General features: G+C 43.4%; 11 protein-coding genes and 1 pseudogene. 1 reads left to right on the top strand and 11 read right to left on the bottom strand.

Going from position 1 to position 13331, the window contains the following annotated elements:
• Window positions 1-23: 23 nt before the first annotated feature.
• The 11 genes and pseudogenes from I2C87_RS02280 to I2C87_RS02230 form a co-directional block, all read right to left on the bottom strand.
• Window positions 24-1157: pseudogene (locus tag I2C87_RS02280) on the bottom strand (LCP family protein); the annotation flags it as partial.
• 188 nt (window positions 1158-1345) lie between these two features.
• Window positions 1346-2200 carry a prephenate dehydratase gene (pheA, locus tag I2C87_RS02275; protein WP_195323826.1) on the bottom strand — a complete coding sequence of 285 codons (855 nt, stop codon included), beginning with the start codon at window positions 2198-2200 and terminating at the stop codon, window positions 1346-1348.
• Window positions 2191-2676, bottom strand: coding sequence for a shikimate kinase (locus tag I2C87_RS02270; RefSeq protein ID WP_195323825.1), 486 nt, complete (start codon window positions 2674-2676; stop codon window positions 2191-2193). Before I2C87_RS02270 ends, pheA begins: the two co-directional genes overlap by 10 nt.
• A complete protein-coding gene (aroA, locus tag I2C87_RS02265; RefSeq protein WP_195323824.1) occupies window positions 2669-3952 on the bottom strand; it encodes a 3-phosphoshikimate 1-carboxyvinyltransferase in 1284 nt (427 codons plus the stop codon). Before aroA ends, I2C87_RS02270 begins: the two co-directional genes overlap by 8 nt.
• A 117-nt stretch (window positions 3953-4069) precedes the next feature.
• Complete coding sequence (locus tag I2C87_RS02260; RefSeq protein WP_061564079.1) at window positions 4070-4408, bottom strand: YlbF/YmcA family competence regulator; 339 nt, start codon at window positions 4406-4408, stop codon at window positions 4070-4072.
• Window positions 4409-4507: 99 nt separating this feature from the next.
• The gene (locus I2C87_RS02255; RefSeq protein WP_195323823.1) at window positions 4508-5614 is read right to left on the bottom strand and encodes a prephenate dehydrogenase; all 1107 of its coding nucleotides are present in this window, start codon (window positions 5612-5614) and stop codon (window positions 4508-4510) included.
• A gap of 12 nt (window positions 5615-5626) precedes the next feature.
• Window positions 5627-6793, bottom strand: coding sequence for a chorismate synthase (gene aroC / locus I2C87_RS02250; protein WP_195323822.1), 1167 nt, complete (start codon window positions 6791-6793; stop codon window positions 5627-5629).
• Window positions 6794-6813: 20 nt separating this feature from the next.
• On the bottom strand, window positions 6814-7878 hold the full coding sequence (gene aroB, locus I2C87_RS02245) for a 3-dehydroquinate synthase (RefSeq protein ID WP_195323821.1): 1065 nt from the start codon (window positions 7876-7878) through the stop codon (window positions 6814-6816).
• Between the two features lie 101 nt (window positions 7879-7979).
• Window positions 7980-8855 carry a shikimate dehydrogenase gene (gene aroE, locus I2C87_RS02240; RefSeq protein ID WP_195323820.1) on the bottom strand — a complete coding sequence of 292 codons (876 nt, stop codon included), beginning with the start codon at window positions 8853-8855 and terminating at the stop codon, window positions 7980-7982.
• On the bottom strand, window positions 8845-9522 hold the full coding sequence (gene aroD, locus I2C87_RS02235; RefSeq protein ID WP_048716962.1) for a type I 3-dehydroquinate dehydratase: 678 nt from the start codon (window positions 9520-9522) through the stop codon (window positions 8845-8847). The genes aroE and aroD overlap by 11 nt, the downstream gene beginning before the upstream one ends.
• Window positions 9519-10682 carry a class I SAM-dependent rRNA methyltransferase gene (locus tag I2C87_RS02230; protein ID WP_195323819.1) on the bottom strand — a complete coding sequence of 388 codons (1164 nt, stop codon included), beginning with the start codon at window positions 10680-10682 and terminating at the stop codon, window positions 9519-9521. The genes aroD and I2C87_RS02230 overlap by 4 nt, the downstream gene beginning before the upstream one ends.
• 243 nt (window positions 10683-10925) lie before the next feature.
• Between I2C87_RS02230 and I2C87_RS02225 the strand changes: the two genes are divergently transcribed.
• On the top strand, window positions 10926-13112 hold the full coding sequence (locus tag I2C87_RS02225; protein ID WP_195323818.1) for an LTA synthase family protein: 2187 nt from the start codon (window positions 10926-10928) through the stop codon (window positions 13110-13112).
• Window positions 13113-13331: the final 219 nt, after the last annotated feature.

The raw sequence follows: 13331 nt of genomic DNA, 5'->3' as shown, positions 1-13331 counted from the left end.
AAAACTCCTATCCCTTAATTATATCATCTTAAGCCCATTTGGGACAATTTCTTTTTATAAGCATCGAAATCCACTAAGAGACCTTGGCCGCCATACATATCATAGGCATCGACCCAATCCCCATTTTCTGGAATGGTAATGCGTTCAATCCCCTTGCTGGCACTTCCGACTAAGCCAATCCCGTTGGTCAATAGGAAGGAGAAGGGTACATTGGTCGAGGTCATAGCGAAGACCTTTCCCAGTGCTTCAGATCCAGTAAAGAGCTTGGTTGGATCCTTAATTTGGTGCACAATGGCAGACATGACTTCTTGTTGGCGTCTTGTCCGTCCAAAGTCGCCCTCATCATCTTTACGGAAACGAGCATAGTTGAGGAGGGTCCGGCCGTCCATTCGTTGTTTTCCGACCTTAATGGTCTGATTCGGAACGACCCCATCCTTCATATTCAAGTCATCAGGAACTTCAACCTCAGAGACGGTTTCACCATCAATGGTGGAGAACTGAGCATTCATCTCCACCCCATTCGGGAAGAGAGTGTCAATCGCTGTCGCAAAGGTTTGGAAATCGACCATGGCATAGTATTGGATATCAATGTCAAAGTTATCTTTGAGCATTTGACGGACCAATTCTGCTCCTTGGTTGTTATTCTGCTCTCCAATGGTAAAGGCTGTATTCAACTTCTGGTCATAGTAATCTTGATATTCTGGATCTGTTTGTTGGCTTACGCCATCGATATGTACCAGAGTATCTCGCATAAAGCTGACCATTTTCACCTTGCCGTCCTTGTTGTTGACATTGACCACCATGATGGAGTCCGTTCGCGTCTCAGATGAGCTTTCCCCAATCCGACCATCCGTTCCCAGGATCAGGATATTGACCCCGTCTTTGGTCTTCTGACCGTTAAAATACTCTTTAACAGCTGGTTGGGCGTTAGTCCCACCAGGTTTGCTATTCAAGCCTTTTAGAAACATAAAGACCATTCCACCAAGGACTAACAAGAAGAAGATGGCTATCCATTTTAAAATACGTTTGAAGCGGATCTTTCTTCCCTTCTTACGTTTGGGAAGGGCTGCTACGTCCTCTCGATTCTTTTTATTGGTTTTGGGTTTGTCCTTCCGGCTACGTGATGGATAGACTGGTAATTCGTCAGAATTGTCTTCTCCTCTACTTGAAGGTGCAACAGGCTCTTCTGCTCTTTCTGAAACGGGATCGTCTTGGAATCGTCCCTCTGATTTATTTTTTAAGTACTTGTATTCCAACTGCTCCTTTTCGTTCAGGTAATGGTAGTTGGAATAAAGATAATCCAATCTCTTTTGTTCATGATAGGATAGGTTTTCTGATTCTCTACTCATACGTTCTCCGTTTCATTATCGTTTAGCACATAGACCGAATAGTGGCCCAAGGTTTTGATAGATACTCCCAGGGACTCCAGTTCTTGATAGGCAGAAGCAAACAGTGCTTCGTCAGCATCCACCACATCGATGATAAAAAAATACTCCCCTAGGGCCGTTTTTAAAGGACGACTTTCAATTTTTGTTAAATTTAATTCTCTTGAAGCAAATGTAGATAGGGCCTGGCATAAGGAGCCCGCAATATTACTTGGTAAGGTAATGGCCAAACTATCCTTACTAGCAGCTTTCTTCAGCGAGCGACTTCCTTCAAAAGGTCGCTGACCAAGGATCCAAAAGCGGGTGAAATTTTGATCCATTTCCTGAATATTACTAGCTACCACTTCCAAACCATATTCATCCTTAGCCTCCAAAGGCGCAATGGCTGCAATAGGAAGTTCCGGATGTTGAGAGACATATCGAGCTGCATAGGATGTCGATGTTGTCATCTCTAGTCTGGCTTGAGGGAAATGCTCCTGTACATAGGCTTTCCCTTGGGCTAATGCTTGAGGATGCGAATAGATCACCTCAATGGCTTGATCCTGCTTAACAGCTAAGAGTTGTTGCTTAATGGGATAGACCACTTCTGCAATAGCCTGAAAACGAGCCTGGTGAAAGAGGTAGTCAATCGTCTCATGGACACTACCTTCGATAGAGTTCTCAACAGGGATAACCGCATAATCTACTTGGTCGGACTCATAAGCTTTGATCACTTCTGTGATAGACCCGTAAGGGCATAAGGTCGCCTCTTCAAAACTTTCAAGGGCTACATGGTGGGTAAAGGATCCCTTAGGACCGAGATAAGCTACAAGCATCGGATGATCTCCACAATTTCTTCTGGTGTCTTTTCAGCAACATCAATCACATGTGTGGCTACTTCTTCATATAGGGGCAGGCGTTGCTCATACAAGGCACGAAACTCTTCTGGTTTTTTATTAAGAAAGAGGGGGCGCTTAGTTGCAGGATCCGCAGCCAGTCTTTGATAAAGCCGCTCAAAATCAATCCGTAAATAAATATTACAAGGATTCTTCTTGAGAAGCTTGCGATTTTCTGGTTTCAGGACGATGCCCCCACCAGTTGAAATGACCGAGCTCTCTTGATTGAGCAACTCTTGCAACAAAAGCGACTCTTGCTGGCGAAAACTGTCTTCTCCATAGCGAGCAAAATAGTCAGAAATCGGCATTCCTAAGCGTTGGACCAAGAGTGCATCCATATCTGTAAAAGCTGGATCTAATAAAGAGCCAATGGTCGTTTTCCCTGCTCCCATAAAGCCGAGTAGTACTTTAGGCATAAAACACCTTTTCTAAATCAGCAAAGAAGGTAGGGTAGCTGGTATTAATAGCTTCAGCACGCACAAGCTCCACTTCACCATCGCTTACAAGCAGGGCTGCAATAGCTCCCATCATACCGATTCGGTGGTCACCAAAGGTTTGCAGGCTAGCACCATGTAAGGGCGTTTTCCCCTCAATAATCATCCCATCCTCTGTTGGGGTGATGTTAGCTCCCATGGCATTTAGACTCTCTGCCACTACTTGGATACGATCCGTTTCCTTGACTTTCAATTCTTCAGCATCTTTGATAATGGTTTGGCCAGAAGCCTGGGTAGCCAAAAGAGCAATGATTGGAAGCTCATCAATCAAGCGAGGAATCAAATCACCCGAAATTTCTGTTCCATGGAGGTCGGAAGTCTCTACGACAAGCGTCGCAGCCTTAGCAAGGGGATCAACATCCAATATTTGAAGCTTGCCTCCCATTTTTTCAATAACTTCTAGAATACCTGTACGAGTCTCATTGATCCCGACATTCTCCAGACGAATCTGACTATTAGGGACAATCAAACCAGCTACCAACCAAAAGGCTGCACTGGAAATATCACCTGGTACCGTCACCTCACAGGCATGGAAGCTTTGAGGCCCACGTAGGCGAATTTCTTTGCCCTTCACGCTGATCTGGCCACCGAACTGCTGGATCATATCTTCGGTGTGATTCCGTGTCAGTTCTTTCTCTAGAATGACTGACTCCCCTTCTGCTTGCATGGCAGCAAATAGAAGAGCCGACTTGACCTGAGCAGAGGCTACCGGTAATGAATAATGGATTGGTTGTAACTCTTTTGTTCCATGAAGGTGAAGGGGCAACATGTCTCGATCTGTTTGACCCTGGACAGTGACTCCCATCTCTCGAAGGGGGATCGCCACTCGATCCATTGGCCGTTTAGACAAGCTGTCATCTCCAACCATGGTGACTGGAAAAGGACTTCCTGCTAAGACACCCGCTATCAATCGAGTGGAGGTGCCTGAGTTCCCCATATCCAGATCATTCTTAGGTTGTTGAAAGGCTTCAAAACCTTTCCCCTCGATGGTGATCACTTGACCATCATCTTGGATAGAAACGCCTAGGTCTCTAAATACTTGAATAGTTGATAAGACATCTTCACCACGTAGGATATCATAGACCTTAGAGGTTCCATGCGCAAGGCTACCAAAGATAATCGAACGATGACTGATCGATTTATCCCCCGGAACACGAATGATTCCATTTAAACCCTTACAATTCGTTTGTAATTTCATGGCTTACCCCTTCAAGCTTTTCTAAAAATTCTACCATAAAAAACAGCCATTTTCAACGTTAACTTGGAAGGTCCTCTAAGATGGGAGAGAAAAAGAGGTGGGCTCTCCACCTCTCCCTTATTTAAATAAATCTTGAACTGGATCAAAAATAATCCGTTCAATATCTCCTAGATAAACAGACAATTGCTGTTGTTTGGTGAAAAACTCATTTACAATTGGGTTTCCTTGTAACTTCCCAGCAAAGTCCTGCATTTTCTTTTGTTGGTCTTCAGTTGGCATTTGTCCAGACTGGATGACTCCATGAATTTCTTGTTGGAAAGCCAGGTAGTCTCCGAATAACGCTTTTGCATCGGCATCGGCATCAATGGCTTCCTTACTAGCAAGGACAGCCTTGTATTCTGGTAAGTCACGAATTCCGCGTGACAACTCATTGGCTAGATCATAAATATTTGACATGTGATTTCTCCTTAACAATTTGGTTTTGTTCTATTATACAAAGATTCTGGTAGATCTTGTGGTAGAAACTGCTATTTTTGTAAAAATCCTACTTGGGACCTATTTGATCACCACACTATAATCCGTTTGCTCGGTGATCAGGGCTTCAGCCCGCGCTTGATCTGCAGCCGTCTTAAAGGAAATCTGAAGGATCCCGTAGACATCTTCCCGGTTTTCTTCATTAATATGAATATTGACCAAGGAGGTACCACGAAGCAGCTCCAAGATCCGAAGGATGACATCTTCTTCATCTGGGACATCCACAAAAATATCGAAGGTGCTTTCCACCCCTCCTCTCTTATGGATCTGCATATGTTGCCGTTGCTCTCGACTATGGTCAAAGAAGGACCAAATGGCATCTTCTTGTCCTTGGCGAATCATATCAGCAACTTGGTCAAGACGATCCTGAAAATCCGCTATCCGATCGAGAACCGAAGCTGGATTAGATAGCAGAATGGAGGTCCACATACTGGGCTCACTCTCCGCAATCCGCGTCATATCACGAAATCCTCCTACAGCAAAGCGACCTGCTAAGGCATGCTCTTCTGTATAAGCAGCTGCTTGTCCCATCAGGGTAGCTGCCAATACGTGAGGAAAGTGGCTGATTTGAGAAGTGACCCGATCGTGTTCTATTGGATCTACCTCGATGAAACGGGCTTTAAGCCCTGAGAGGAGATCCTTCAATTCCAAGACCGCACTTGGGTCTGTCGTAGCTGTTGGGGTAAAAATATAGTAGGCATTTTCAAAGAGCGTGGAGTCAGCTGAGGCAGCTCCTGTCTTGTGACTTCCCGCCATGGGATGCCCGCCGACAAAACGGACTGGGAGATGATTAAAAACTTCTTGACCAGCTTCTACAATAGCCCCCTTGGTGGAGCCCACATCTGTCACAATGACTCCTTCTTTCAGTGGTATTTTCGCCAGTTGCTGAAAGGTTTGAATGGTTTGCTTGACGGGCAAAGAGACGATGATAACATCTGCTCGAGAAGCAAACTCTTCCAAATCAGCCGTCACCTCATCCACTATGTCATTCTTAAGTGCAATATCCCGTGAGGCCTGACTGCGATTATAGCCTAGTAAAGTCACTTGCGGATGAGCTTTTCGGATCCCCATGGCTAACGAAGCGCCAATCAGTCCTAGACCGACGATATAAACAACCTTTTCTTCCATCTATTTCTCCAGTTAGAAAGCTTTGGTATAGGCCCGATGACGCTCGACAGCTTCCTTCAATTCTTCCAGATTATCAGAAGAGAACTTGTCCAAGACTTCTGTGGCTAAAACCGTTGCCACCACAGCCTCCATGACAACCCCTGCAGCTGGAAGTGCCGTCGGATCACTCCGCTCCACCGTAGCCTTATACGGTTCGTGCGTTTCAATATCGACACTCATAAGGGGTTTATAAAGGGTTGGGATTGGTTTCATAACACCACGGACGATAATCGGCTCTCCATTGGTCATACCGCCTTCAAATCCACCCAAATGATTGGTTCGACGAGTATACCCATCTTGCTCAGACCAAAGAATTTCGTCCATGACTTGACTGCCTTTGCGACGACCTGCTTCAAAGCCTAGCCCGAACTCTACACCTTTAAAAGCATTGATTGAGACAACCCCTTGAGCGATCTTGGCATCCAATTTCTTATCCCATTGGACAAAAGAACCCAGACCGACAGGCACACCACCTACAATCGTTTCGACGATCCCTCCGATGGTTTCCCCTTCTTTCTTCACACTATCGATATAGGCCTTGATTTCCTCTTCTCGCTCTCGATTAACGATGGAAACCTCGGATTGAGCAACCGCTTCCTTGATTTGGGAAACCGTTAGATTTTCCGGAACCTCTACTTCGATGCCACCGAAATTGACGATGTGGCTGGCTACTTGAACCTCAATCTCTTCCAATAGACGTTTGGCTACTGCACCAACTGCTACCCGCATGGTTGTTTCCCGAGCCGATGACCGTTCCAAAGAATTTCGCAAGTCATCAAAGCGGTACTTGATCCCGCCAACCAAATCAGCGTGGCCTGGACGAGGCTTGGTAATTTTCCGGAGTCCCTTCTTCTTTCCCTCCACATCACTGACAGACATGATTTCCAGCCATTTTTGATGGTCTAGATTGGTGACATTCAAGGTGATAGGACCTCCCATGGTCAAGCCATGGCGAACACCTGACGTGATCTCGACCTGATCGCTTTCAATCTTCATCCGTGCTCCACGACCGTAGCCACCCTGGCGACGTTTTAATTCGCCGTTGATATAATCAGCGGTCAAAGGGAGCCCTGCTGGCACTCCTTCGATAATAGCTGTAAGTCGTGGTCCGTGTGATTCTCCTGCTGTTAAATAACGCATGCTATCTCCTTTGTCGCTTTCTAGTGTAAGAAGTCTCTCATCTCTTCCAATGGGACTGGATGGATCTGACAAGTTCCAATTTCAGGTACCAAAACAAGTTTCAATTGATTGCCCCTGGCCTTCTTGTCTAAGATCAAGGCCTGATAAAGCTTTTCCTTATCCCAAGTATGGAATTCCACTGGTAAGCCAAATTTTTGACACATTTGCCGGATAGCCTGCGTTAAACCGGCTTGAACCAATCCCTTAGCTTCTGCCACCTTAGTAACTTGCACCATTCCAATCGCAACGGCTTCTCCATGCATGACCTGACCATAACCGGCTGTTGCTTCGATCGCATGACCAAGGGTATGACCAAAATTCAGATAAAGGCGAATGCCTTGATCTAACTCATCTTCGACGACCATCTTGCGCTTGACTTGACAGGAATGGGCAATCAAGGATTCTGCATGCTCATAAATAGACTCAATGGAGCCATCCATTTGATCCAGTTCTTCCCATAAGGCAGGATCTTCGATGAGACCGTACTTAATGACTTCCCCCATGCCCTCGATCAACTCGCGCTGGCCAAGAGTCCGCAGCACTTCAGGATCGATCAGAACCCCATCCGGTTGGGCAAAGGTTCCTACCATGTTCTTAGCATAGAGTGTATTGACTCCGGTCTTACCTCCGATAGAGGAGTCAACCTGAGCCGTCAAACTAGTCGGTACTTGGACGAAATGGATTCCCCGCATATAGGTGGATGCTACAAAGCCAGCTAGATCACCAACAACACCACCACCAAGAGCGAGGATGCCATCTGATCGTGTCATCCCATTCTTGGCTAAGAATTCATAGACTTTTTGAACGGTCGTCAGATTTTTACTAGCTTCTCCTTCTAGGAACTCAAAGCTAATCACTGTAAATCCTTCACTTTCAAGGCTTTTTACCACCTGACTTGCATAAAGAGACCCTACATGATTGTCTGTAATGACTGCTACTTTTTGAGCTTCCCATAAATGACTGAGCCAGGTTCCAACCTTTTGGATCGCTCCATTCTCAATGACAATCTCATAACCATTCTTTGGTAGATCAACATTCACCTTCATAAGAATCTCCTTTCAAATCCATGTGAAAAAGATTACAATTTCACTATTGTATAAAAATAGAAAACAGAGCATACTTGATTAAGTTTTTCTGTTTTCTTCCATCATTTTTCTAATACATAATCTGGGTATTCCAATTTCAAAGCTTGCCAGACTTCCTCTTCCGGGAAAGTTTTATCCGTCATCAGTTCGAAGGCAACGGCAGCTTGATGGAAGAGCATTCCCAAGCCATTTAAGGTTTTTGCCCCTTGTTCTTCTGCTAATTGAAGAAATGGTGTCTTGGCAGGAAAATAAGCTAAATCAGCCACTAGACATTCTTTAGGAAAGTTAAACTCTTTCGGAATAGGGAGAGAAGACCCGTCCATTCCAAGTCCTGTAGCATTGATCAATAAATCCGTCCCCTCTATCGTTGCATTCAACTGATCCCGACTGGATAAGTCATGAAGGACAATTGAAACATCAAGAGTTTCGGATAGTGGAGTAAAGATAGCCCGATACTTATCTAAACTTTCTGGACGAACAAATAAATGAATCTCGCCAACTCCTTGCCGAATAGCCTCTACAACAATAGCAGTCGCAGCACCACCCGCTCCTAAAAGGACAAGTTTCTTATTCTTTATCGAAAAAGTCTTAGGAAGACTCTTTAGAAAACCAAGTCCGTCTGTGTTGTAGCCTGTTAAACGACCATCTTTCTGAACAATCGTATTGACCGAACCAATAAGTTGTGCGCTTCCATCTACCTGATCTAAAAATGGCAAGACCTTTTTCTTGTAAGGCATGGAAATATTAGCGCCCAACATATCCAGTACCCGTAACTGTTGAAGACTTTGTTCGACTTGTTCTTCTTCCACTTCCCAAGCAAGATAGACTACATTGGTCGCGGTTAGTTGATAAGCCTGATTGTGAATAAAGGGTGAGATACTATGACGAATGGGCTTGGCAATCACGGCAGCCATTCGCGTATAGCCATCAATCTTCATCTAAGATCTCCCGAATCTTGTGCATGCTGGACAAGCTAATTTGTCCTGGTGCACTTTCCACTCCTACACTAGCATAGGACCAAACAGAACCGGTTAAATCGGCAGCGATACGAGAGATTCGGCCGATTTTCCCCATAGAAATGGTAACGAACTCTTGTTCAGGATTAAGTGTCTTAAAGCCACGTGTATAGTTCATTAGGTCCAGAACATCCTGCTCGGTATGAGCCATCACAGATACCTTGACCAATTTCGGTGTAAAGCTGGTTAATTCAGACATAATCTCCATCATATTCTCAGGGGTTTCCTGGAAATTATGGTAGCTTAAGCAAAGATTGGAATAATCCATCATCTGATTAAACTCGGCCTGATGACCAAAGTACTCAAAATCGACATAATCCGGATGGTAGATGTTGTTGATATCATGGATAAGAGCTACGTACTCTTCACCAGAAAGCTCAATTTCTCCTCCCTGCTCCCGGGTCCGTAGCGTAAATAAAATCTCACGACCTGCAAATTTTTCAAAGATGGCAGGCGCCACTTGTAAGATATCATTTTTGTCCAAGTAATCCGCACGCCATTCAATCACATCTGCATCTTGATAACGACTGGCATCAATGGCCTGTGCTTCTTCAAAATTTCTTGGCATTACAGAAACGACTAATTTCATTGATCCACCCTAATCGTAAATACTTTTAAGTAATTACTACTTTCTTCTTTTTCGTTATATCGAAAATCAGCTGGAAGTCCGACCTCACTGATATACCGATGTTTCCGGCCTTTAAAGCCCTTTTCAATTTCTTTCTTAAATTTATCCCGACTGACATTTGCAGCATTCGTACTAGCAATCAAAATTCCTTTTGGTTTCAAGATTTCTAGGGACTGCTCGATTAGTTTGTGGTAATCCTTCGCAACTGAGAAGGTACGCTTCTTATTGCGAGCAAAACTCGGCGGATCTAAAACGATCACATCATAAGTCAAGCCATGACGCTTAGCATACTTATAATAATCAAAAACATCCATGACGATAAAGCGGTGCTGGTCCAATGCTAGACCATTTGCCACAAAATGAGCTTCAGATAGTTCACGACTCCGCTTAGCCAAATCAACAGAGGTTGTTTCTACTGCTCCTCCCATAGCCGCTGCTACCGAAAAAGCCGCTGTGTAAGAAAACATATTGAGCAAGCTTTTACCTGCAGCTAAGCCATCTACTAAGCTAGCACGCACATCGTGTTGGTCTAAGAAAATCCCTGTCATCAAGCCATCATTCAGAAAGACTTGGTAGCGAACACCATTTTCCAAAATCAAAAACTGCTCTGGAGCTTCTTGACCAAAAAGATGGGCTGACTCATAACCTGGATCCTTGAAACGGATTTTTTCATATCCTCCCAAGACCTCTGGAAAGACTTCTTGAAAAACCGCAACAAGCAACTCTCTGATTTGATAAACAAAGGCATTGTAGATGGAAAAGACGGCATAATCTCCATAGAGATCAATGGTCAAGCCACCAAATCCGTCGCCTTCTTGATTAAAAATTCTAAAAGCTGTATCCAATTCCGACTGATAGTAAGACTGGCGCTTGGACTTGGCCTTAGCAAATAGCTGACTAAAGTAAGCCTGATCCAAGGTGATTTTCTTGGTAGAAATGACCCAACCAAGTCCCTTGTTTTGCTCTGAAAGGTAGCCTGTCCCTAGAAAATGGCCCGAAGCTGTGACCAGCTCAACCACCTCATTGTCAAAGGAGAGTTGCCCAAAGTCAATCTTTTCTAAAATCTTATAACCTTTATGGATTTTCTTCTCAACTTGTCGGTTAATTATCAGCTTTTTCATACTTTCTATTGTATCAAAATTTTCAAAATTTCACAAAGTCTCTTCCTTAAAAATACGACTTATATTGTTGATTTGAAAACCTTATTTGACATTCTCCCTACTTTTGTTGACTAATTGATTCATCATCTCAGACTTTAACGTTTTGTCCCGAATTAAACACTTGCTATATTTTCAAAACGTTTTAAATTATGGTATACTGTTGTAAGAAAATTTTAAGGAAATAAGGCAAGGAAGTATATTTTTGTGAAAAAAATTACCAAAACGATACTCGATGCTATGAGTACCAGACTAGGATTTGTCTTTACCCTACTGTTGCTATATTGGTTTAAAACCATGTGGGCCTATACAGTAGACTTTAATTTAGATATTCAAGGTTTCTATCAGGTTTTTCTCGCAGTCATTAACCCGATACCGTTAAGCCTCTTATTGATCGGTCTCGCTTTTTATATTAAGAGAACCAAACTCTTTTATTTGCTATCTTTTAGCATCTATGTCATTTTATTTATCTGGTTGATTTCCAACTCGATTTATTATCGTGAGTTTACAGACTTCGTAACGGTTAATACCATGCTGGCCTCTAGTAAGGTTTCCGCTGGTCTTGGAGCTGCAGCCTTAGAATTATTCCGTCCCTGGGATATTATCTATATTTTAGACTTCCCGATTCTAGCTTTCCTCTTCTTAAAGAAATTGGTCAAACTAGATCACCGTCCCTTTAACAAACGGGCAAGTTTTGCAGTGACTTCGCTCTCTGCTATGCTCTTCTCTGCCAACCTTTTCTTGGCAGAGATTGACCGTCCGGAATTGTTAACGCGTGGCTTCTCCAACTACTATGTGGTTCGTGCGCTTGGTTTACCTGCCTTTTTGGGTTACAGTGCCAACCAGACCTACATGGCCAATAAAGAACGCTCAAAGGCTTCTGAGGTTGACTTGAAGCCAGTTGAAGAGTATATTGCTAGCCATTATGCTCAACCAAACCCTGAAACCTTTGGTCTTGCTAAAGGTCGTAATGTTATCTATATCCATTTGGAAAGCTTCCAACAATTCTTGATCGACTATAAATTGAAAGTCGATGGCAAAGAATACGAAGTGACCCCTTTTATCAACTCGCTCTACCATTCAAACGAAACCTTTGCATTTGCCAATGTCTTTAACCAGGTAAAAGCTGGCAAAACATCGGATGCAGAGACCATGATTGAAACGGGCTTGTTCGGTTTGAACCAAGGTTCCTTTATGGTGAACTACGGTGGGACCAATACCCAGCAAGCAGCTCCTTTCATTCTTTCTAAGAATGGCTACCAATCCAGTGCAGTTTTCCACGGAAATGCCGGAAGCTTCTGGAACCGTAATACAGCTTACAAACAATGGGGCTACCATTACTTCTTTGATGCCTCCTATTTTACCAAGCAAGATGACACCAACTCCTTCCAGTATGGACTTAATGACAAGATCATGTTGAAGGATTCTATCAAGTACTTGGAACACATGCAACAACCGTTTTATACTAAGTTCATTACCGTTTCCAACCACTATCCTTATACGACGAGTCTGATTGGTGACGAAATTGGCTTCCCTCTTGCAGAGACGCAAGATGAAACCATTAATGGCTATTTCGCAACAGCCAACTACTTGGATGCTTCCATCAAGGCCTTCTTCGATTATCTCAAAGCTTCTGGTCTTTATGAGAACTCCATTATTGTTCTGTACGGGGACCACTACGGTATTTCTAATTCTCGAAATCCAGCCCTGGCTCCTTTGCTAGATAAGAACTCTGAAACTTGGTCTAGTTATGACAATGCCATGTTGCAACGCGTACCGTATATGGTAGTTATTCCTGGTATGGACAAGGGGAAAGTGATTGAGACCTATGGTGGAGAGATTGATATGCTTCCAACATTAGAACACTTGTTAGGAATTGATTCTAAGAACTTCCTTCAAGTTGGTCAAGACTTGTTATCTCCAAATCATAGCCAAATCGTAGCTTTCCGTTCTGCTAACTACTTTGTGACTCCTGAGTATACAAGTTACAGTGGCCGGACCTATTACACCAAGACTGGTGAAGAAATCACCAATCCAGACGAATCAACGAAAGAGCAACTGGATAAAATCCGTGAGGCAGCGAATCTACAACTCAAGATTAGTGATAGTATCCAAACAGGAGACCTCTTACGATTCTATACAGGAAATGATCTTGGTAAAGTCAACCCGGATGACTACTCCTACAATAACTCGATGAAAGCATTGAAGAAAATTGAAAAAGAAAAAGGTGATGCATCAACCAGCCTCTATAGCCAAAAAGGCAATCAATCAACGGTTGATCTCTTCAAAGCACCAAGCTATAAGGAGCTCCACCCTGAACAGTTCAGTTCATCTTCTTCAAGTGAGGATTCCAGCTCAAGTAGCTCAAGCTCATCTTCATCAGAAAAAAAATAAGATTGGGACCTCCCAATCTTATTTTTGAATATAGACAAACTGTTTTTACTTTAAGGAAGCTGGACTGTTTTTCAAAATAAACTTCTATTACCTTGGATTATTAAAGCAAATCTAAAACTTTCCGCTGTGAGAAAAGTACTTGAAACACTATGTTTCAAGTACTCGGGAGTTTTGAAACTTTAGGTTCAAAACTAAGTCTTGGAACTTCAGAGAAGTTCG

The sequence above is a fragment of the Streptococcus sp. 1001283B150225_161107_H12 genome (assembly GCF_015552665.1).
Lineage (GTDB): Bacteria > Bacillota > Bacilli > Lactobacillales > Streptococcaceae > Streptococcus.
This window is presented reverse-complemented; position numbering and strand designations above follow the sequence as displayed.

What these genes read in the sequence shown, in the direction of transcription:
- aroD (WP_048716962.1), bottom strand. Translation starts at nt 9,522, where the DNA reads ATGAAATTAGTCGTTTCTGTAATGCCAAGAAATTTTGAAGAAGCACAG.
- pheA (WP_195323826.1), bottom strand. Translation starts at nt 2,200, where the DNA reads ATGCTTGTAGCTTATCTCGGTCCTAAGGGATCCTTTACCCACCATGTA.
- aroC (WP_195323822.1), bottom strand. Translation starts at nt 6,793, where the DNA reads ATGCGTTATTTAACAGCAGGAGAATCACACGGACCACGACTTACAGCT.
- I2C87_RS02230 (WP_195323819.1), bottom strand. Translation starts at nt 10,682, where the DNA reads ATGAAAAAGCTGATAATTAACCGACAAGTTGAGAAGAAAATCCATAAA.
- aroA (WP_195323824.1), bottom strand. Translation starts at nt 3,952, where the DNA reads ATGAAATTACAAACGAATTGTAAGGGTTTAAATGGAATCATTCGTGTT.
- aroB (WP_195323821.1), bottom strand. Translation starts at nt 7,878, where the DNA reads ATGAAGGTGAATGTTGATCTACCAAAGAATGGTTATGAGATTGTCATT.
- I2C87_RS02260 (WP_061564079.1), bottom strand. Translation starts at nt 4,408, where the DNA reads ATGTCAAATATTTATGATCTAGCCAATGAGTTGTCACGCGGAATTCGT.
- I2C87_RS02255 (WP_195323823.1), bottom strand. Translation starts at nt 5,614, where the DNA reads ATGGAAGAAAAGGTTGTTTATATCGTCGGTCTAGGACTGATTGGCGCT.
- aroE (WP_195323820.1), bottom strand. Translation starts at nt 8,855, where the DNA reads ATGAAGATTGATGGCTATACGCGAATGGCTGCCGTGATTGCCAAGCCC.
- I2C87_RS02270 (WP_195323825.1), bottom strand. Translation starts at nt 2,676, where the DNA reads ATGCCTAAAGTACTACTCGGCTTTATGGGAGCAGGGAAAACGACCATT.